This is a genomic window from Acinetobacter sp. BHS4 (genome assembly GCF_018454425.1).
Taxonomy (GTDB): domain Bacteria; phylum Pseudomonadota; class Gammaproteobacteria; order Pseudomonadales; family Moraxellaceae; genus Acinetobacter; species Acinetobacter pittii.
The window spans coordinates 3,596,123-3,616,741 of the sequence record NZ_CP075323.1; the positions used below are offsets into that span (position 1 = coordinate 3,596,123).

The window sequence follows — 20,619 nt, forward strand, 5'->3', positions numbered from 1 at the left end:
CCTAGTCTGACATTATGCATACTTTTTCAACATCGCCAATTCACTTCATATAAAAAAACCAAGCAATCGGGCTTGGCTTCGGTATTGAGACTATAAGTTGAACGTATGACAAAATCATGAAAACTTGGCGCTCAATGAAGTAAATGCACATTTGATCTCAACAATTCATTTAAAGAGCAATTTAAACACTCAATTTTTTAAATAATATTTATAGCAAAATTTTGAGATATTTTTATCAATAAAAAAGCCAAGCAAATTTGCTTGGCTTTTAAAAACGGCAATTTGATTAGATTAAGAAATCTTCAAGTTTTGCGCCTTTTTCAATTTCAGCAACTAACCAGCGTGGTTGTTTACCACGACCAGTCCAAGTCTCTTCAGCATTGTTTTTGTTGCGGTAACGAGGCTCAACAGATTTACGAGTTGTTTTCTTACGTTTTTGAGCACCGAACTCAAGAAGTTGTTCAACACTAAAACCTACATTTTCAGCAATCTCGATAATTTGATTATAAGCATCTTCGATTGCTTGATCTTTTTTACTTGCAATTAAAGCTTCTGCTTCTTCTTGTAAGCGTTTTAACTCTTCAACAGATAATTCACTGATATCCGGTTTCATTAATAAATACTCCAGTCTTACAGACAATTCAAAATAATACAGACAAAATTTAAAAACATAAAATCAAGACCAATATTATTTATAATCTATTCAATAAGCAATAGTTTGAAAGCCGTGTTCATCAGAATAACCAAAAAAATTACCTTTTAATTACATTACCAATTATAAATGAAATATATTTTATTAATATTTATTTAAGATAAATGTATTAAGTCATGCCCAACTGATTTTTCTAGCTCAATAATTTTTTGTTTTATTTCCTGCGGTATTTCGCATTTTCGTTCTGTTAATTTATCAACGCATACCATAACAGCTTCACCAGTAGCGACTATTTGTTGTTGGGTTTCACTCCACAATATATAAGCCATACGGAATGCGCTATTACGGAGCTCTTCCACGCGAACACCAATTTTCAATACATCGGGATAAAAAACAGGCTTTAAATATTTACACTGACTTGAAGCTACCACGGTATATAAATGTGGGTTTAATATATTGATTGCTTCCATATATAAAATACGTGAGCTTTCAATATATCGATAATATTGTACATTATTGACATGACCAAAAGCGTCCATATCTCCCCACGCTACTTTCTGTTCATATATTATCGGGTAGACAGACAGTTCTTTCATTTTTACCTCATATTTTAAACTTTAAAAAATTTGCATCATTTTCAAAGATTAGATTTAACTGTTTGATTAACACATCATCTTCTTTAAGCGTTGACTTAATACGCAAATAGCTCATTAAAATATTATCTGGATATAATGATAATAATGTTTCAGCTTCTGCTTGACGCCCAGTTGCCATATAGACATGCCATTTTGCAAAGGTTAAAACTGGTAAACTCATATATTGATTTTCGAACTCAATAATTTTTTCTTCAACATCGGCATAGTCTGGAACTTGTTTAAGCAATTGTTGCTGAAACCATAGATAAAATACTTCTGGGTCAAATTGCTCTTTTAATAAGTGGAGTGTTAGCGCCGCATGTTGCATGCTCATATCTGGCATGCGTGCTAACAGTTTTAGCCATAACAACTTACTGCTATAAGGTCGAGTTTGAATCTCAGACTCTAAATCCAAATAACGTTGCTGCAAGGCATGTAAGTCATCAATAGAGGCTTGGTCAAATTGCTGAAGAAGCTGCTGCAACCATAAATCACGGTGCTCAGCATCTAGCAAACCATATTTCATGGAACGTAAATACACCCATGGATGTTGCAGCGCTAATTGCCCCCATAACGCAGTTAATTTTTGCTGGTAAGCAGTTTCTATTTCTTGTAACCAAGGCGATAACTGATGCTGGTATAAAAATTCAAGATGAGTTAATGCACGGTCGGCTTCATTTTCGGCCAAAAATATTTCAATTCGCTGTAACTCTGCCAATTCAAATGCCATAGGTGGTGATTGATCGAGAGCAGCCAATGCTTTTGGATAATCCCCACTTAAAACCAGAAATCTGGCATCAATAATATTTTTTAAAAGCCCTGATTGAGTAAAAACACGTTCAATAAATACACGTTGATCTTCGGCCGCTTCTAATAACCAAACAATACCTAATTGTTCATAAGGATGAAGGTTTTTAAACTGGAAGATGTTTTCACTTTTTCTTTGTTCACGAGAGGAATAACGTTTAATCCACAGCCATACGAGTTGAGCAATAAAACTCATCACTACAAAAGTAAGAGTTAATCCCCAGACATTTGTTTGCAGCTGCAATTGTCGCCAGTAAATATAGACATATCCCATTCCATAGCCATAGCTAAATAAAGCTAAGGCTGCAAAGAGTATTAAGCTGATGACGACATAAACCCACAGGAGGTGCTTCATATATCCTCCTTATGAGCCAATTAGCCCAAGTGTAGAGAGTTTAGGAACTGGCACGACTGATAAATGTGCCACTTTAGCAATACGTTTTTTTAACTGCTGACTGGTTGTATCAGGCATTTCATCTAACTTTTGCATCACAGATTGCAACTCATTTTGATACTCAGTCATTTTCCCTTGATTGAGCGCCTGTTCAGCAATTAATAATCTTAATTGCACTTCTTTAAGCACGACACTGCGACTCATTAAATTAATAGACGGCGTTTCTACTTTTTCTATACGGAACCACTTTTTCCACCAAGACACAGTCTCGGATTGATCCATTTCAAGTTTAGGCTGGGCTAAGGCTTGTTGAATATTCTTATCAATGTTCTGTAATAAATCATCGATTAGTTGATGGCGTTGATTTTGAGCCAAAGTAAACTGTTGAACTGCCTGTTTATCCTGCTCGAGCGATTGATTCAAGCTATGTTGCAATGCTGGAGCAATTTCATAGTGCACAAGCGATTGCTGTAACTGATTTAATTGATCAACTGCATAAATCAACTGCTGCTGATCAATTGCAAATTGAATTAAATCTAACTTTTGTTTAATTAGAACTGTAGGAGCAATACCTGTCGGCGGTGCATCTGGTTGAGTGACTGAACTGGTTTTACTCCCTGTATTCACAGTTTGATTCTGCAACTGTCGCTGCAAAGCAACCAATTGATCATTTAAATTGGCATAGTGCTGTTCGGATTGCAGCAGGCTTTGTTTAAGCTCGGGAACAGTACGAGAAATTTGCCACATATCGTAGCTGAGCTTAGCCAACCAAGCTATGCCCAGCAAAATGATGATAGAAACAAGTTTTCTCATATGAATCCTTATAATGCCTGAATGTGATGAATCATCCCCGAAGGCGATAAATTTTCAAGTTGAATAATGTGAAAATGAGCCTGTTGCTGATCGCGATACTCTTTAACAATTTGAAAAAGACGAGGTCCCAAAACCAGATATACACCATCAGGTTGTACATTATTTTTTAAGCAAAGCTCTAACCAATACTTCCAGCTCGCTTCACTGGTAATTAAGACGAGCCATTTATTTAAATTATAATTTGAATTCTGTGTCAGATGTTTGAATGTAGAATATGAAGCTTCTGGGCACTGCCGATAATATAGAACAAAATTTAAAATCTGAATTCCTTGTTGTTGCAAGGTCTCCATCATAAATTGGCGTCCACCTTCTCCCCGCCAAAAAGCCACGCTACCCGTCTGTTGCATATTATGCAGAATAGGTAGGTTCAACATCCCCTCAGAAGTTTCAACATCGGGGATATGTGCTTGTATTCCATATTCGTTTAGACAATTGGCTGTTGCTTGCCCTACCGCAATCCACTGAATATGTTTTAAATCGCTAATTTTTAAACCGCTTTTTACTAAATATTCCACACCCACTTCAACAGCGGTTGGGCTGACGACCACAATAGCTTGCGCCCTAACTAATTGTTGGTAAAGCTGGAGTAAGTGTTCGGAAAAGGGCTTAGCAACGAGCTCTAAAAGTGGTAAAGACTCAACCTGATAACCTTCATTTTGCAAAGCTTCTGTTAATTCAGCTGCACGCGAATCAGGTCGAGTATTAATAAACAACATGGTTTAGTAGAGGGCCTTTAATAGCTCGCCAGCACCTTGATCAAGTAAGTTTCGAGCAAGGTTCTCACCCAATTGCTGAGCATTATTGGCTTCGTCTGTCAGTTCAGCACGTAATAATGTTTGGCCATCTGGGCTTCCAACACGACCTTCGATATGGATTTGACCATTTTGTAGTGTGGCATAACCTGCAATTGGGACCTGGCAACCACCTTCAAGGTAGGCATTAAATGCACGTTCAGCACGCACACAAACATCTGTTTCTGTGTGTAATAAAGGTTGAATTAAAGCCAATACATCTTGGTCAGCTGCGCGGCACTCTAAACCCAATGCACCTTGTCCCACAGCAGGCAAACTAACATCTGGTGTTAAACAATGACGGATACGCTCTGACAAACCTAAACGCTTCAAACCGGCACTGGCCAGAATAATTGCATCGTATTGACCTTCATCTAGCTTCGCCAAACGTGTGCCAACATTTCCACGCAAGTCAATAATTTGCAAATCAGGACGTTGTTTTAAAATCTGAGATTTTCGACGCAAGCTTGATGTACCGACTTTTGCACCTTGTGGTAAATCAGCGAATTTTTCAAACTGATTAGAAACAAAAGCATCTAACGGATCTTCACGCTCACAAATCACTGCTAAAGTTAAACCCTCTGGCAAAGCCATTGGGACATCTTTCATTGAATGTACAGCTAAGTCTGCACGCCCATCTAAAAGTGCTGCTTCTAATTCTTTAACAAACAGCCCTTTGCCCCCAATTTTTGCTAAAGGCGTATCTAAAATTTTATCGCCCTGCGTGACAAATTTAACCAGTTCCACCGTTAAATCAGGGTGAAGCTCCTCTAAACGGGCACGAATATGTTCTGCCTGCCAAAGAGCAAGTGGGCTTTGTCGTGTAGCAATTTTCAAGGTTTTCATAAATTCAAGCATGGGCTGGTCAAACAATACACCCTAAACTTAACTTGATCCCTTAAAATTGCAAGTAAAATCTCGCAAGTCCAAGATAACTCTTTTAAATTTAAAGCTGATGAATTCGCTCTCTAAGCGTAGATAAATGCCGACGGCTCACTGAAAGTCTTTCATCAAGACCACGTAATCTAACCTGATATTGCCCCGAACTGACTAGCTCCAATCCATCTAGATATGCAACCGAAACCAATGCATTTCGATGAATACGAATAAACTGATCTGCGAATTCGGTTTCAAGCTCTTTTAATGTTTCATCTATTAATACACTGCCATTTTTATGTCTCACAGTGACATATTTCTGATCTGCTAAAAAGTAATAGATATTTTCAACAGGAATCAGTTCAACCCCGCGATAGGTTTTTGCGGCAATTTGATGACGCTGTGTCTTTAAATCTTGTAAAAGCTCAGAATTCGGTAATGCATTGAGCTGTGCTTGAGTAAGTTGAGTTAGCTGACTTAAAGCTTGCTCAAGTTCAACAGGATCAATCGGTTTAAGAAGATATGCTTGAGCCTGAGCTTTAAAAGCTTCCAATGCATGCTGATCGTAGGCGGTACAAAACACAATCGCAGGTCGAGGATTGAGCTGACTTAACTGTTCTGCACAGACAAGCCCATTCATACCTGGCATTTGAATATCAAGTAAGATTACATCCGGTTGATGAAGCCGTGCCTGTTCCAAGGCCTCCTGTCCATGATGAGCCGTTGATACAACCTCATGTCCCATCTTTGAAACTAAACGTGATAAACGCTCCACTGCAAGTGGTTCATCATCACAAATTAGCACCTTCATTCATCCTCCTTGTCACCGTTAACTTGGTCCATTTTTTTATGGTTAACTCTGACTGACTTATTATTTTGTTTGATATTGATAGCTCATAATAGTGGTATATAAAGCTTCACCTTTATAAACCTGAAATCTAACGGTGTTCCCATAATACGCTTTCAGGCGTTGCTTAACATTTTCAAGAGCGATTCCATGCCCTTTCCGTGAATTTATTGTATCGTCTGTATATGGGTTGGTAATGACTATACTGACCTGATTTTGCAATATTTCAACCAATACCCCTATGGTTGCTTTGCCCATCATTGGTTCTACCCCATGAAAAATACTATTCTCTAACAAAGGTTGTAATGTCAATAAAGGAATAGTGATCTGTTTTAGTTGCACAGGTGAAAGCTCGATCTTCCAATCAACTTTTAAACGCTCACCTAAACGAACCTGCTCAATCATTAAATATTGTTTACTCAGCTCGATTTCTTCATGCAGACTCACCAATTTTAATTCTTGGAAGCTCGCTCGAAATAAACGCGACAAACTAATGAGCATGCTTTCTGCTTTATCTGGATCTATCGCAATTAAACTCACCACATTATTTAAACTATTAAATAAGAAGTGAGGGTGAATTCGTGCTTGCATGGCCTGAATACGTGCATTTAATTCGGCATATTGCTGATGCAACCATTGTTCCCTGACATATAAATAACGTAAGCAGAAGGCCCCGAGTAATATTCCATAGCTTAGATATAAAGGTACATTGGTAAAATAAACACCCCAGCCCTGCGTTAATGACGCATGTTTATGTAAAAGACCAAACTGAAAAAAATTACTCATTAAAGTGGTCAAAACAACAATACTTTGCAGCATGACAAAACCAATGACCAAAGCAAATTCTTGACGTAAGCTGCTAAAAAAACCCTGAAAGCGTTCAACCAATGCAAAAAAGGACAATATTACCCAGTTAATAAAAACGATGTATTGAAAAAGCCTTCCCCCGCTTAAGGCTTGCCAAGACTGCGCTTCAGCCAATGCCAGAACCAATGCCAAAACATTACTTGCGATAATTAATTCGAATAAGTGTTGCCAACGCCCACTTTTCGTAAAAAAATAGGAGGAATTTTGATTTCGGTATGCTGTAGAAAACAACTTTGTTTGTTGAGCTTCGGCAAGTGATATACTCTTTTTTATTTTACTGAGCCACCATGACCACATCTTCAAATCCCCCTAATTCAGTAACCCCAGACCAAACCTCAGGTATGTGGGGTGGTCGTTTTTCTGAAGCGACGGACGCTTTTGTAGCCGAATTTACCGCCTCTGTTCAATTTGACCAACGTTTTTATAAGCAAGACATCGCTGGTTCGATTGCGCATGCTACCATGCTTGCGAAAGTTGGCGTACTCACAGAAGCAGAACGCGATGACATTATTGAAGGTTTAAGCACCATTCGCTCAGAAATTGAGGCTGGAAACTTTGAGTGGCGCATCGATCTTGAAGATGTTCACATGAACATTGAATCACGTTTGACTCAACGTATTGGCATTACAGGCAAAAAATTACATACAGGTCGTAGCCGTAACGATCAGGTTGCAACTGATATTCGTCTTTACCTACGCGACGAAATTGATGATATTTTAAAATTATTAGAACGTTTACAAAAAGGCTTGTTAGGCTTGGCTGCCAAAAATGTAAATACGATTATGCCAGGCTTTACACACCTACAAACCGCTCAACCAGTAACTTTTGGTCATCACTTGTTAGCGTGGTTTGAAATGTTGGTACGTGACACTGAACGTCTCCAAGACTGCCGTAAACGTGTTAACCGTATGCCGCTTGGATCTGCTGCTCTTGCGGGTACAACTTATCCAATTGACCGCGCATATACAGCAGAGCTTTTAGGGTTTGAAGCTGTATCTGAAAACTCTCTTGATGCTGTATCTGACCGTGACTTTGCCATCGAATTTAATGCAGCTGCTGCACTTATTATGATGCACTTATCACGTATGTCAGAAGAGCTCATTCTTTGGACTTCTGCACAATTCAAATTTGTGAATATTCCTGATCGCTTCTGTACCGGTTCTTCAATCATGCCACAGAAGAAAAATCCGGATGTTCCAGAACTTATTCGCGGTAAATCTGGCCGTGTATTTGGTGACTTAATTAGCTTACTTACGCTCATGAAAGGTCAACCATTGGCGTACAACAAAGATAACCAAGAAGACAAAGAACCTTTATTTGATGCAATCGATACAGTTCGTGGTTCACTCATGGCATTTGCAGACATGATTCCTGCATTGGTTCCAAATATTGAAATCATGCGTGAAGCTGCTCTTCGTGGATTCTCGACTGCAACCGATCTTGCAGACTACCTAGTGAAAAAAGGCGTTGCTTTCCGTGATGCTCATGAAATTGTAGGTAAAGCAGTTGCATTAGGTGTTGCTGAAGAAAAAGACTTATCTGAACTCACACTTGAGCAATTACAGCAATTCTCTGACTTAATTACAGCAGATGTGTTTGACAAAGCCTTAACTCTAGAAGCTTCTGTAAATGCTCGTGATCATATTGGTGGAACTTCTCCAAAACAGGTTGAAGCTGCAATTGCGCGTGCCCACGCACGTTTAGAACAGTTATACGCTTAAGGATAAAACATGAGTCGCCAAGTATTTTGCCGTAAATATCAAAAGGAAATGGAAGGTTTAGACTTCGCTCCTTTCCCAGGTGCTAAAGGCCAAGATTTTTTTGAAAATGTTTCTAAGCAAGCATGGCAAGAATGGTTACAACACCAAACTACGCTCATTAATGAAAAGCGTTTAAACGTGTTTGAACCAGAAGCTAAAAAGTTTCTGGAAGAACAACGTGAGAAGTTCTTTAACAATGACGAAAGTGTAGAAAAAGCTGAAGGCTGGAAACCAGAATAATCGGTTTGTTTTAGCTTATTCATCATTAAAAAGGCGGGTCTATATACATAGATCCGCCTTTTTTTACGTGAAACTTACACAAACATAAAAAGCCTTACATAGAGCGCACAGGACTCTACATGACATCAAAAAGTGAAGAACTTAATATCACTCTATAGCAAGAAGAACACGATCCCTGTCGTGTTTATGCACTTGATTTTCTGTCCTGAACTTCCCCCCAAAGTTCGGGACATTTTTTTATCTATTATTTTTAAAAATAAAAAGGCCTTGCTTCAAACAAGGCCTTTAAATATTTCAGCTCAAGATTACTTTTCGTGGACTTTAGCTTCAATTTCTTCAATTTTGGTATGACGAGCATCAAAGCCTTTGGCCATATAAATCACTTGCTCAGCAATGTTACGTGCATGATCGCCAATACGCTCTAATGAACGTAAAACCCACATGACATTAATCACACGAGCAATATGGCGCGGGTCTTCAATCATATAGGTCATTAATGTACGTGTTGCTGATTGATATTCACGGTCAATGTCAGCATCCGCTAAAAGTACACGTAAAGCTTGATCTGCATCTAAACGTGCAAAAGCGTCAAGTGCATCATGAATCATGACACGAACTTGGTTACCAATATGACGTGTTTCCATGTAGCCACGCGGTGACCCGCCCTCTTCACACAGATTTTGTGCAATACGGGCAATTTTCGCTGCTTCATCACCAATACGCTCAAGGTCAGTATTGGCTTTGCTCATGGCAATAACCATACGCAAATCAATCGCTGCCGGATGACGACGCGCCAAAATCAACGTTAAGCCTTCATCAATATCACGTTCATATTGATTGACTGCATTATCTTTAAATTGAACATCAATCGCTAAATTTGCGTCGGTATCAAGTAAAGAATGGATTGCATTTGCAACCTGCTGTTCGACCAAGCCACCCATGGTCATAAACTTTGTGTTTACATCTTGCAAATCTTCATTAAATTGAGAAGAAATATGATGGCTTAACACCGGATTACTCGGACTCAAGGGAAGCCTCCAACATGATGGCGCGGGAATAAAATGATTGAGCATTAAAACACAGCAATCATTAAGTTTTTATGACAAAATTAAATTTCAGATAAAAGCATTTAATTACTGATAAGTTAACCAGCTATTAAGCTCAACCAGATCTTTTTCACCCAACTGGCCTACCGCAGCTTTTAAACGAAGCACATTCAATAAATAGTCATACTGAGCATTAAGATAATCCTGTTTTGCAGAAAAAGCATTACGCTGCGCCAATAAAACATCAACCATACTTTTTAAGCCTTCGTTATAACTCGCTTTTGAAGCTTGAGAAACTAAAGAAGATGAATCCATTGCAGCCTTTCTTGCTTCAAGTTTGGCTTGATCTGTGTCTACCTGCATAAACGCACTTTTCACATCGACATTGGCACGGCGAATGGCTGCATCAAGTTGTGCCTGCGCTTTACTGACTTCTACAGTGGCTTTTTTAATTGATGTTCGGGTCCGTCCACCATTAAATAAATTCCAGTTCATTTCTACCCCGACCTGATCAAATTTTCCGTCAGTCGAAATGAGTGTCTCTGGCGTTTGTTTAGTATAGCCATAACTTGCTACGGCATCTATTTGAGGATAAAGCGCAGCCTTTTCGACACGGCGCTGATCTTCACTATATTTTTGCTGTAAACGGGCTTGCTGGATCTTTAAGTTTTTTTGCTGCGCCAAAGAAAGCCAGTCATTAAGTTCTGCTGGATAAGGCTTTTGAAAATTAAAATCACTTCGCAGTACAGCGAGTTTATCTTGATAAGAACCAATATATTCAGAAAGCTGCTCTTGAGCTAAAAGTAATTGAACATTGGTTGAAATACGATTGGCTCTGGCATTTTGATATTGAGCATTTGCTTCACTTACATCACTACGTGCCACCAACCCTTCTTTGAGTTTGGCATTCATCATATTGAGCTGTTCAAGCAAAGCCTTTTCTTCTTGTAAGTATGCAACACTCAATGCCTGCTGACGCAACACATTAAAATAGGCTTCTGCCACATTTAAAACATGATCTTGTTTTTGCAGTCTTAAGGTAATTTCACTTAAGGCAACCGAAGTTTTAACTTGCTTATAACCTTCCCAAGCATCCATTCGAAATAATGGCTGACGTGCAGTGAGAGTGGCTTGTCGAGTCGTTGATGTATTACTTACCAAAGCATCTGACAGGCCTTCTTGATCAACACCCGGAAAGTTTGAACGTTTTACAGTTTGCCGATTACGGGTAATATTTCCAGACAATGTGACAGTAGGTAATAATGCCCCTGTTGCTAAGCCTAAGTTCAGTTGATCTGCTTCATATTGTTGTTGATTGGCTTGCCACGTCGGGTCATTTTGTTTTGCGCGCTCATAAGCTTCAACCAAATCTAGAGCAAAACTCGAAGATGCAAAACTCCAAAGGCCAACAGCGACCATTAATTTTATTTTCATTGTTCAAATCAACGATAAAACTTGCCTTTAAGACTAAGAAAAATTCAAATCAAACTCAAGCCATTAAAAGTTTTAGTTTTTTAAGCGTTCTTAGTTTTTGACAATATTAAAATACAAATAAAAATCAAAAATATACCTATCCAACCTACCCATGAAACATGCTCGCCAACCAAAACAATCGCAAAAATCGCAGCCACTAAAGGTTCAAATAAAGTTAAGGTTGTCGCTTTGCTGGCATTTACTGTTTTTAGACCAAATCCAAAAAGTAAATAACCCAAAAACATAGGAATCAGCATCATATAGCCAGCCACAAGTAAATTGGTTGAGCTATGCAATAACCCTCCACCTGTAATCAACAAAGTAGGCAGTAAAATAACCGCTCCACCGCCCATAATCATACCCATTGCAGCTTTAGCAGCAACACCCCGATCTATTAATCTTTTTGCAGCCCATGAATAAAGTGAATAAGTTGTAGCTGCGACAAGCCCAAGAAAAATACCGAAGAATTTATTCCATTGATTTGTACTCTCTTGGATCGCATGACTTTCCCCCATCGATAACATACTTACACCAAGCACACCGCACACAAAACTTAGAAACCAAATAGCCGATAAAGCTTTGCGGTCAAAAAATCGCTCTAAAATTGCTGCTATTAATGGAGCGGTACCAATTGAAACAACGGTGCCAATCGTAATGCCCGCATAATGCATTGAGGAATAAAAAGCCAAAGGATAAATACCCACCGCCGCTATGCCTAAAAGCAGTATTGAAATATTTTCCCTTATAAACTGACGGTTTTCGCGTATTGCTCGTGATGCAACCAAAGCTTGTAAAAGTCCTCCACCGCCCATCGCTACAGCGCCAATAGCAAGTGGGCCAAGAGTCGGTGCAAATGCTGCCGCCGTACCTGTTGTTCCCCACAAAACAGAAGCAACTAAAATTGCAATTGTGCCTCCATAGCTACTATTTTTAATGAGGCTAATCATGTGGACATTCTCTATTTAAAATGTCTTCTGCCATTTGTTTTGCTAATAGAAGTTGACGACTGTTTCCTTCTAAGCCTGCTCGTGCCATAGAACCCTCTAAAAGAAAAGAAAGCTGCGTAGCCACATAGTTAACGCGCTGTGACTCTGGGATTAATTTTTTTAAATGCTCAGCAACAATAGCCTCCACTTCCTCTTTATGCTGCCTTACAGAACTACGTCCTGTACTATTGGCCGGAAACTCAGCCGCAGCATTCAATAAACCACAACCTCGAAAGCCTTTTTCGTAGGCAAATTCCGCATGGTCTTGATAGGCATCAAATACGGCCAAGATGGCTTCTTTAGCTGTTTTTATTTTTTCTAAACGCTTTTGGTAGAGATCAAGCCACTCTTGATGGCGTGCAGCAATGTAGGCATCAACAAGATCTCCTTTTGAAGAAAAATTATTATAAAGCGACATCTTCGCAACATCTGCTTTAGCCGTAACTGAGTTGATTCCTGTTGCCGTAATGCCATCGTTATAAAATAAGGTTGCTGCTGCATCGAGAATTTTCTGTCTTGCTGTTTTATCATTCATAGCTTTTAATTAAGTAGACCGACCTACCTAATAATAAAGATTTCTAACAATGATGCAATCTTTTTAAGCGTTATAATTTGAGCAATATTAATTTCTATAAAAGTACAATGATGAAAAAAGTTCTAATAATGAGTATGTGCGGTGCACTACTTTTAGCTGGATGTAATAAAACATCAGAGCAAGATCAGGCTGTATCTAAAGAGCAAAAACCAACTGAGCAAAAGGCCACTCAAAAACAAGACAGTAGCTGCTTACAAATTATGGTAGCTATGCACACGATTAATCAAAACAGCAAAATAGAAGACTTAAATCAAATTAATGAAAAGCTTAAAACCTGTGTTCCTTCTTTAAAAAATCATGAGCAGCTTAAGCTGATTGATGCATCAACTGCCATGTATCAACGTTTTCTAAAACAAGACTACACTGAAAAAACAGGGAGAGCTTTTGAAGCATTTGGCTATGCCGTTTTAGAACAGAAAAAAGACCTTAAAAAGGTAATTCAAAGTCAGAAAAAGCTCTTCGCCCAACTGAGCCCACGTGATCAATATTTACTTCAACATGAAGGGCAAGCCTACATTGAACTTCTCTATCAAGGTGAAGGCATGTTTACCTATCGACGCCAACCAAGCTATTTAGTTGATGTTTTTTCTAAGTCCTTACCCGCGGACCAAAAAGAGTTTTTAACGCGTATGGCGAAAGACAATCAAAATATTTTTTATAACGATGGTGCGTTGGCTATATCTTGGAAAGAGCTCACTGAACGCGCATTATTTTGGGAAAAGTTTATTCAGAAATATCCAAAGAGCCACTTTATTGGTGATGCAAAACTACTATTTAATGAATATCGCTATTTTATTTTCTTTGGCTTAGACAATACGCCCGTGTCAGATGAATATGCACCGAACACATGGTTTGATAAAGATGCGCTTCAGCAAATTCGGTTTCTCTCTACACAAAATGAGTCGAGTTTAGCCAAATCTGCTCAACTGTTTCTTAAGTTTATTGCTACGCCTGTAGAAGAGCGCAATAAGCAATTTAAAATAGATTTAACTGATAAAAATGGTGATAAAAAATCAAATTATCAGATGACTCATGAACAGCTTGAGCAGCTCTTAAAATTTGATTCACCATGGAACACGGAAGTCTATCGTGACTGCCATATGGATGCGGTTTGTATAGATACAAATTGACAATGCCAGCCAACCTAAAACATGTTAGTCTGTAAATCGCTTGACGGAGCGCGAGTAATAGCTCGCTGAGATTGTGTAAATTCCGTGTTGTCGCAACACAAGTTTGATCACAAGTACCGTTGAACCTGATCAGGTTAAGACCTGCGTAGGAATCAAGCCATCTGAAAACTTACAGCCTTAAATTTATCTCATAAAGATAAATCCGCCATCGTTTTTGGTCGTGCTTGATTCGTTGATGTTATTCATAAGGATCATGTGATGAACCAGTTAACGAATCTTTCTTCTGCTGAAATTTCAGCACAACATGAACAAGATGCAAAAGATTTAACTCGCATCTTACCCGCTTCTAAAAAAGTTTATATTGAAGGCTCTCGCCCTGACATTCAGGTTCCAATGCGAGAAATTTCTTTAACCGACACCCCTACCGGTCTTGGCGGTGAACATAACCCTCCTGTTATGGTATATGACACTTCAGGTGTTTATACCGACCCAAATGTTCAAATCGATTTAGACAAAGGTTTACCTTCAGTTCGCCAAAACTGGATTGAAGAACGTAACGATACTGACGTACTTTCTGGCTTGACATCAAAATTTGGTCAGGAACGTTTAAAAGACATTCGTACCGCTGATATTCGTTTTGCCCATATTCAAAATCCACGCCGTGCTAAAGCAGGCAAAAATGTCACTCAAATGCACTATGCCAAGCAAGGTATCATCACACCTGAAATGGAATATATTGCAATTCGTGAAAATCAACGCCAGCGTGAAGGTGTTGATATGCGTCAACATGCTGGTCAGAATTTTGGTGCAAAAAATTTAAAAGAAATTACACCTGAATTTGTTCGCCAAGAAGTTGCTGAAGGTCGTGCAATCATTCCTGCAAACATTAACCACCCAGAACTTGAGCCAATGATTATTGGTCGTAATTTCTTGGTTAAAATTAATGCCAATATTGGTAACTCAGCACTTGGTTCTTCAATTGATGAAGAAGTTGCGAAAATGACTTGGGCAACCCGTTGGGGTGCCGACACCATTATGGACTTGTCGACAGGTAAAAACATTCATGAAACACGTGAATGGATTATTCGTAACTCACCTGTTCCAATCGGCACAGTACCGATTTATCAAGCACTTGAAAAAGTTGATGGTGTTGCAGAGGACCTGACTTGGGAAATCTTCAAAGACACACTAATTGAACAAGCTGAACAAGGTGTTGACTACTTCACCATTCACGCAGGTGTATTACTTCGCTATGTACCACTTACAGCAAACCGTTTAACAGGTATTGTATCTCGTGGTGGTTCGATCATGGCGCAGTGGTGTCTAGCGCATCATGAAGAAAATTTCTTATACACTCATTTCGATGAAATCTGTGAAATCATGAAAGCTTATGACGTTTCATTTAGCTTAGGTGATGGCTTACGTCCGGGCTGTATTCAAGATGCAAATGACGAAGCACAGTTCAGCGAACTTAAAACCTTAGGTGAACTGACTCACCGTGCATGGGAACATGATGTTCAAGTCATGATTGAAGGCCCAGGTCACGTACCAATGCACATGATCAAAGAAAACATGGACCTTCAACTAGAAGTGTGTAAAGAAGCGCCATTCTATACGCTTGGGCCTTTAACGACCGATATTGCTCCAGGTTATGACCACATTACCTCTGCAATTGGTGCAGCCATGATTGGTTGGTACGGCACAGCAATGCTTTGCTATGTCACACCGAAAGAGCATTTGGGTCTACCAAACAAAAAAGATGTTAAAGACGGGATTATTACCTACAAGCTTGCAGCACATGCCGCCGATCTTGCGAAAGGACATCCGGGTGCACAGGTACGTGATAATGCCTTATCAAAAGCACGTTTTGAGTTCCGTTGGGATGATCAGTTCAACTTAAGTTTGGACCCTGATACAGCACGTAGTATGCACGATGAAACCTTACCAAAAGAGGCTCATAAATCTGCACACTTCTGCTCAATGTGTGGTCCAAAATTCTGTTCAATGAAAATCACTCAGAATGTACGCGACTATGCCAACAACCTCACCAATAACAATTCAGAGGTTGAAGAAGGCCTCAAAGCGATGAAAGAGGTTTATCAGGAGCAAGGTCAAAAACTGTATCATAAAGTGTAAATATTCAAAAAAAACACTTGCCTAGCCATGATTCTCGGTTAGGATGAAATAAATAGATTTCGTCCTGACCGAATCATGAGTATTGTTGAACGTCCAAGTTATACATCTAAAGATGTCGAAGTAACATCACGTGAATCTCTATTCCGTGGTTTTATTCAAGTTGAAAAAGTCAGCCTTCGACATCGTCTATTTAATCAATCTGAATATACTCATGTATTGCAGCGTGAACTCGTTCATCGGCCTGAAGCAGCTGGCGTACTACTCTACAATGATCAAAAACAACAGTTTGCACTGATTGAACAGTTCCGTGTTGGGGCTTTAGATGACTCTCAATCACCGTGGCAGCTGGAAATAATTGCAGGCGTGTTAGATGGTGATGAATCACCAGAAAGTTGTATTCGACGCGAAAGCCTTGAAGAATCAGGTTGCGAAGTTCAAGATTTAGAGCATCTATTTAGCTTTTACCCGTCAGCTGGTGCTTGCTCAGAGTTATTCCATCTCTATGTTGCTGAAACTGCATTACCCGCTGAAGGGGGTGTATTTGGCGTAGATGATGAGGGGGAAAATATTCAACTGCACTTATTTAATTATTGTGAAATCCAGACTCTACTCGACAGCGGACGTTTAAGAAATGCTCCTGTCATTATGGCATTACAATGGCTGGCCCAACACAGCAAAACGATAATAAACCCGAAGAGGTAGGACGGTGACTTTTCAAGTCTCAACACTTTCACAAAAAGACCATGTCATTATACAAATTACCGATACCCACCTATTGGAGTATCCGCACTTAGAATTTGTGGGTATAAATCCTGAAGAAAGCTTTCATGCGATTATTCAACAGATACTTAATAAACATCCTGAAACTGATGCAATTATCCATACTGGGGACCTAGCTCAGGCACCAACGCCTATCACCTACAGACGTTATATTCAATATATGCAAACGCTTGGTCTGCCTTTTTTTCAGACCTTAGGTAATCATGACAATGTTGACCATTTTCCATTGCATAAAGAGAATCATCAGGAACCTGTGGTCATTTGCTTAGGGAACTGGCGAGTTATTTTATTAAATAGTGCGGTAAAAGGTCATATTGATGGACATCTATCAGCAGAACAGCTAGACAGCTTAACGAATTTACTCGAAGAGTATGCAGATAACCCGATTTTGTTGGCTTGTCATCACCATCCTTTTGCCATGAAGTCAAAATGGATTGATCATCACAAGTTACAAAATTCTAATGCTCTGCTTACTACATTGGCTCCATTTAAAAATGTAAAAGCTTTAGTCTGCGGGCATGTTCATCAGGACTCAATAAACACTTGGCAAGGGATCGAATTTTTCTCTACACCCTCGACAAGTGTGCAGTTTAAACCCTTTAGTAATGATTTTGCACTCGATCAAAATGCTCCCGGCTATCGTTACATTCGTCTAAAAAACGATGGTAGTTTTGAAACCGAAGTCTTTCGTCTTGAAAATTTTCAAGGCCATATAAACACTGATATTTCAGGCTATTAGCCCTATTTCTTATATGCTTATATATAATTATGACTGGGGTAAACACGTTTTGAAAATATTTACGGGTCGGAATGACTATCATCTTGCAGGAAAAATCTATATGATGACGACCCGATGGGAAAATCCCATCGATGGTTTTCTATAAAAACACTTGCATATCACCATATTTTTTGCGTATAGATAATACGTGTATGATGAGGAATGCCCTATTATGGCGAATGACAACCACAACCAAGTTTTGGATGAACATACAGAAGTTGTAGTGGAAGGTGACAAAGCTTCTGCAAAACGTGCACGTAAAGTGAAACCTAAAACTTCTGACATAGGCACAACTGCAAGTTTATTTGGTATTGCACCTTATCAACCTAAGAAAAATGAAGAGTACATGTCTGAAGGACAGCTCGAGCATTTCCGACAAATTCTGCAAGCATGGAAAGCTGAATTAATGTCTGAAGTTGATCGTACTTTAAATACGATGCAAGACGAATCAACTGCACTGCCAGATGTAAACGACCGTGCTACCCAAGAAGAAGAATTTGCAATTGAATTACGTACACGTGACCGTGAACGTAAGTTAATTCGTAAAATCGAACAATCTATGGAAGCTATTAAGAATGAAGACTACGGTTTCTGTGAAACTTGTGGTATTGAAATCGGCTTACGTCGTTTAGAAGCACGTCCAACTGCCACTTTATGTATTGATTGCAAAACTTTGGCAGAAATCAAAGAGAAGCAAAATAACGGTTAATTGTGACTGTTGATAATTCTCCAGCCGAGCACAACTCGGCTGTTGTGCAGCAGTTAAATCGCCTGCCAGAAAAGCATAGCTTTTCTCTTGCGCAGCGGCGGAACAATGTTCCGCTTAATCGCTGCTCATACTCAGGTCGGTTTGCGCCATCGCCAACCGGCCCTTTGCATTTTGGATCACTCATTACTGCTGTTGCCAGCTATTGCGATGCAAAAGCCCATCAAGGCAAATGGCTCGTTCGTATCGAAGATACAGATATCCCTCGTATTTATCCCGGCAGTGAAGAGCATATTCTTACATCACTCGAAGCCTTCCAATTCGAACCCGATACAGAGATCATCTTTCAAAAAAATCGTTTAGACATTTATGAAAGCGTATTAGACCAACTCAAAAAAGAAGGTCTTATCTATGCATGTCAATGTACCCGCAAAATGCTTGGTTCAAATGCAATCTATGCAGGTACTTGCCGCGATCTCAATCTTGATTTTCAAGGTCAAGCGATTCGGGTAAAAGTTCAAGATCAGCAGATCTGTTTTGATGACCGATTACAAGGACGTCATTGTTCCAATCTACAACACGATCTTGGAGATTTTGTTCTTAAGCGCCGTGATGGGATTATTAACTATCAACTTGCAGTCGTTGTGGATGATTATCTACAAGGCATTACCCATGTCGTTCGAGGCGCAGACTTATTAAATAACACCGAACGTCAGATTTGGCTAGGTCAGCTTCTAGGTTATCCTCAACTAAGCTATATGCACCTACCCCTTGCAATGAATGACCAAGGGCAAAAGCTCTCTAAACAAAATCTAGCTCAAGCACTCGATTTATCAAAAGCACCTGAATTACTTCAAAAAGCGATACTGGCCTTGGGACAACCCAACGTTGATTTAGATCAACCTAGACTGATGCTCAAACAAGCTGTAGCACAGTGGAATGTTGATTTGATTCCCCATGGGCAAGAGCTCAGCGGAACATATCTATAAATAATAAAAAAGCCCGATATCAAATCGGGCTTTTTAAACTTCTAAATACTCAATTAGAAGTTCGACTCTTCTCGTTCTGGGTTGACTTCTTGTGTTGATGCATCAATCTTTAAGATTAAGCTAATCATCGCAGCACACATCATTAAAGACGTACCACCATAACTAATGAATGGCAAAGTCAAACCTTTCGTCGGCATTAAGCCCATATTCATGCCCGCATTTACCAAAATCTGGAGCAAGAAAATAATACTAATGCCGTAAGCTAAATAGCCTGCGCGAAGATAATGATGTTTCAAAGCACGGTGACCAATTTTGATACAACATGCCAGCATCAAGAAAGACAAGCCAATAACAATAGAAATACCCACAAAACCAAACTCTTCACCTAGCACTGCCAACATAAAGTCAGTATGTGCTTCAGGTAAATAAGATAGTTTTTGTACACTATGCCCTAAGCCTGTACCAAACCATTCACCACGGCCAAAAGCCATTAATGCATTTGATAACTGATAACCCACACCCAACGGGTCTGCCCATGGGTCAGTAAATGAAATCAAACGTTGGAAACGGTAGGGTTCAAATAAGATCAAAAACACAATACCTGTGACAATCGCACCAAGCATGATTAAGAACTGAGTTGGTGGCGCGCCCGCTAAAAAGAACACACCAACCATCATCATGACAATAACGACTGTTGCCCCCAAGTCAGGCTCAGCAATAATTAAACCGACCGTGATTGCCATAACTCCACTTAAACGCAATAAGCCTTTCCAATGAGTACGAACCTCTTTGGCACGGCGCACAACGTAGTCTGCGGTAAAGATTGCCATCATGACTTTGGCAACCTCGGTTGGCTGCAAGGTAAAGCCACCGATCTTAATCCAACGAGTAGAACCGTTGACTTCCGAACCCACCACCAAAGCAGCAAGCAACAGAACCATGGTTAATAACCACAGCGGGAAGGTATTTTTAAACCACGTATTCAGTGATATTCGATAGGTCAAATAAGCCACTACACCCGCAGCGACAATCGAAATACCATGACGAATCACATAGTGAAACGGGTTTTCATGCATATATTCAGCATAGGGCATCGAAGCAGATGCAACCATCACTGAACCGATACATAATAATGCAACGACACAGAAAATCAGGACATTACGTGGCGTCACTTCCGCTGGCCATTTAGGCAATATCCGTTCATACCAATGATTGATTTTCTGGATTGTGGTCTGAGCTAAGCCTGCCATACTACATT

Annotated in this window: 21 protein-coding genes and 1 riboswitch; of the genes, 8 read left to right on the forward strand and 13 right to left on the reverse strand. The window is 39.5% G+C overall.

The annotated features are described in order from the left end of the window. Positions 1–286 precede the first annotated feature (286 nt). The 8 genes from KIP84_RS17250 to KIP84_RS17285 all read right to left on the reverse strand — a co-directional run bounded on the left by KIP84_RS17250 (position 287) and on the right by KIP84_RS17285 (position 7,039). A complete protein-coding gene (locus KIP84_RS17250) occupies positions 287–613 on the reverse strand; it encodes an H-NS histone family protein (RefSeq protein ID WP_000801427.1) in 327 nt (108 codons plus the stop codon). 194 nt (positions 614–807) lie between these two features. Further along, positions 808–1,248, reverse strand: a complete 441-nt coding sequence (locus tag KIP84_RS17255; protein ID WP_032006824.1) for a thioesterase family protein — start codon at positions 1,246–1,248, stop codon at positions 808–810. Between the two features lie 7 nt (positions 1,249–1,255). Beyond that, a complete protein-coding gene (locus tag KIP84_RS17260) occupies positions 1,256–2,449 on the reverse strand; it encodes a membrane protein (protein ID WP_032006826.1) in 1,194 nt (397 codons plus the stop codon). A 9-nt stretch (positions 2,450–2,458) separates the two neighbouring features. Beyond that, positions 2,459–3,301, reverse strand: a complete 843-nt coding sequence (locus KIP84_RS17265; RefSeq protein WP_213688975.1) for a hypothetical protein — start codon at positions 3,299–3,301, stop codon at positions 2,459–2,461. An 8-nt stretch (positions 3,302–3,309) separates the two neighbouring features. Then, positions 3,310–4,077: a uroporphyrinogen-III synthase gene (locus KIP84_RS17270; protein WP_086265343.1), complete on the reverse strand. Its 768-nt coding sequence runs from the start codon at positions 4,075–4,077 to the stop codon at positions 3,310–3,312. A gap of 3 nt (positions 4,078–4,080) precedes the next feature. After that, positions 4,081–4,998 carry a hydroxymethylbilane synthase gene (hemC, locus tag KIP84_RS17275; RefSeq protein ID WP_199114149.1) on the reverse strand — a complete coding sequence of 306 codons (918 nt, stop codon included), beginning with the start codon at positions 4,996–4,998 and terminating at the stop codon, positions 4,081–4,083. A 100-nt stretch (positions 4,999–5,098) separates the two neighbouring features. Continuing rightward, positions 5,099–5,839, reverse strand: coding sequence for a LytTR family DNA-binding domain-containing protein (locus KIP84_RS17280; protein ID WP_005804096.1), 741 nt, complete (start codon positions 5,837–5,839; stop codon positions 5,099–5,101). 60 nt (positions 5,840–5,899) lie between these two features. After that, positions 5,900–7,039 carry a histidine kinase gene (locus tag KIP84_RS17285; protein ID WP_213688976.1) on the reverse strand — a complete coding sequence of 380 codons (1,140 nt, stop codon included), beginning with the start codon at positions 7,037–7,039 and terminating at the stop codon, positions 5,900–5,902. On the opposite strand from KIP84_RS17285, the gene argH reads away from it, so the two are divergent. Both argH and KIP84_RS17295 read left to right on the forward strand, forming a co-directional pair. Further along, the gene (argH, locus tag KIP84_RS17290) at positions 7,030–8,463 is read left to right on the forward strand and encodes an argininosuccinate lyase (RefSeq protein WP_213688977.1); all 1,434 of its coding nucleotides are present in this window, start codon (positions 7,030–7,032) and stop codon (positions 8,461–8,463) included. The two genes, KIP84_RS17285 and argH, sit on opposite strands and share 10 nt — an antisense overlap. 9 nt (positions 8,464–8,472) lie before the next feature. Next, a complete protein-coding gene (locus tag KIP84_RS17295) occupies positions 8,473–8,742 on the forward strand; it encodes an oxidative damage protection protein (RefSeq protein WP_000089995.1) in 270 nt (89 codons plus the stop codon). Between the two features lie 305 nt (positions 8,743–9,047). On the opposite strand, the gene phoU is transcribed toward KIP84_RS17295, so the two are convergent. The 4 genes from phoU to KIP84_RS17320 all read right to left on the reverse strand — a co-directional run bounded on the left by phoU (position 9,048) and on the right by KIP84_RS17320 (position 12,782). Continuing rightward, positions 9,048–9,770 (reverse strand): phosphate signaling complex protein PhoU, encoded by a 723-nt coding sequence (gene phoU / locus KIP84_RS17300; RefSeq protein ID WP_000075183.1) that lies wholly within the window; start codon positions 9,768–9,770, stop codon positions 9,048–9,050. Positions 9,771–9,875: 105 nt separating this feature from the next. Continuing rightward, complete coding sequence (locus KIP84_RS17305) at positions 9,876–11,207, reverse strand: TolC family outer membrane protein (RefSeq protein ID WP_014208186.1); 1,332 nt, start codon at positions 11,205–11,207, stop codon at positions 9,876–9,878. Positions 11,208–11,302: 95 nt separating this feature from the next. Beyond that, positions 11,303–12,208: an EamA family transporter gene (locus KIP84_RS17315; RefSeq protein ID WP_213688978.1), complete on the reverse strand. Its 906-nt coding sequence runs from the start codon at positions 12,206–12,208 to the stop codon at positions 11,303–11,305. Continuing rightward, the gene (locus tag KIP84_RS17320; protein ID WP_014208184.1) at positions 12,201–12,782 is read right to left on the reverse strand and encodes a TetR/AcrR family transcriptional regulator; all 582 of its coding nucleotides are present in this window, start codon (positions 12,780–12,782) and stop codon (positions 12,201–12,203) included. Before KIP84_RS17320 ends, KIP84_RS17315 begins: the two co-directional genes overlap by 8 nt. A gap of 107 nt (positions 12,783–12,889) precedes the next feature. On the opposite strand from KIP84_RS17320, the gene KIP84_RS17325 reads away from it, so the two are divergent. The 6 genes from KIP84_RS17325 to gluQRS all read left to right on the forward strand — a co-directional run bounded on the left by KIP84_RS17325 (position 12,890) and on the right by gluQRS (position 19,361). Then, positions 12,890–13,972, forward strand: a complete 1,083-nt coding sequence (locus KIP84_RS17325) for a hypothetical protein (RefSeq protein ID WP_213688979.1) — start codon at positions 12,890–12,892, stop codon at positions 13,970–13,972. 34 nt (positions 13,973–14,006) lie between these two features. After that, positions 14,007–14,141, forward strand: a riboswitch (TPP riboswitch). An 89-nt stretch (positions 14,142–14,230) separates the two neighbouring features. Beyond that, entirely contained in the window at positions 14,231–16,108 is a 1,878-nt protein-coding gene (thiC, locus tag KIP84_RS17330) for a phosphomethylpyrimidine synthase ThiC (protein WP_032005848.1), read from the forward strand. Positions 16,109–16,183: 75 nt separating this feature from the next. Continuing rightward, the gene (locus KIP84_RS17335; protein ID WP_213688980.1) at positions 16,184–16,810 is read left to right on the forward strand and encodes an NUDIX domain-containing protein; all 627 of its coding nucleotides are present in this window, start codon (positions 16,184–16,186) and stop codon (positions 16,808–16,810) included. Between the two features lie 4 nt (positions 16,811–16,814). Continuing rightward, the gene (gene cpdA, locus KIP84_RS17340; RefSeq protein WP_086398697.1) at positions 16,815–17,627 is read left to right on the forward strand and encodes a 3',5'-cyclic-AMP phosphodiesterase; all 813 of its coding nucleotides are present in this window, start codon (positions 16,815–16,817) and stop codon (positions 17,625–17,627) included. A 211-nt stretch (positions 17,628–17,838) separates the two neighbouring features. After that, a complete protein-coding gene (gene dksA / locus KIP84_RS17345; RefSeq protein WP_002121205.1) occupies positions 17,839–18,375 on the forward strand; it encodes an RNA polymerase-binding protein DksA in 537 nt (178 codons plus the stop codon). A gap of 2 nt (positions 18,376–18,377) precedes the next feature. Then, entirely contained in the window at positions 18,378–19,361 is a 984-nt protein-coding gene (gene gluQRS, locus KIP84_RS17350) for a tRNA glutamyl-Q(34) synthetase GluQRS (RefSeq protein WP_213688981.1), read from the forward strand. Between the two features lie 53 nt (positions 19,362–19,414). Here gluQRS and ftsW read toward each other — a convergent pair whose 3' ends face one another. Next, positions 19,415–20,611 (reverse strand): putative lipid II flippase FtsW, encoded by a 1,197-nt coding sequence (gene ftsW, locus KIP84_RS17355; protein ID WP_005079447.1) that lies wholly within the window; start codon positions 20,609–20,611, stop codon positions 19,415–19,417. Positions 20,612–20,619 lie beyond the last annotated feature (8 nt).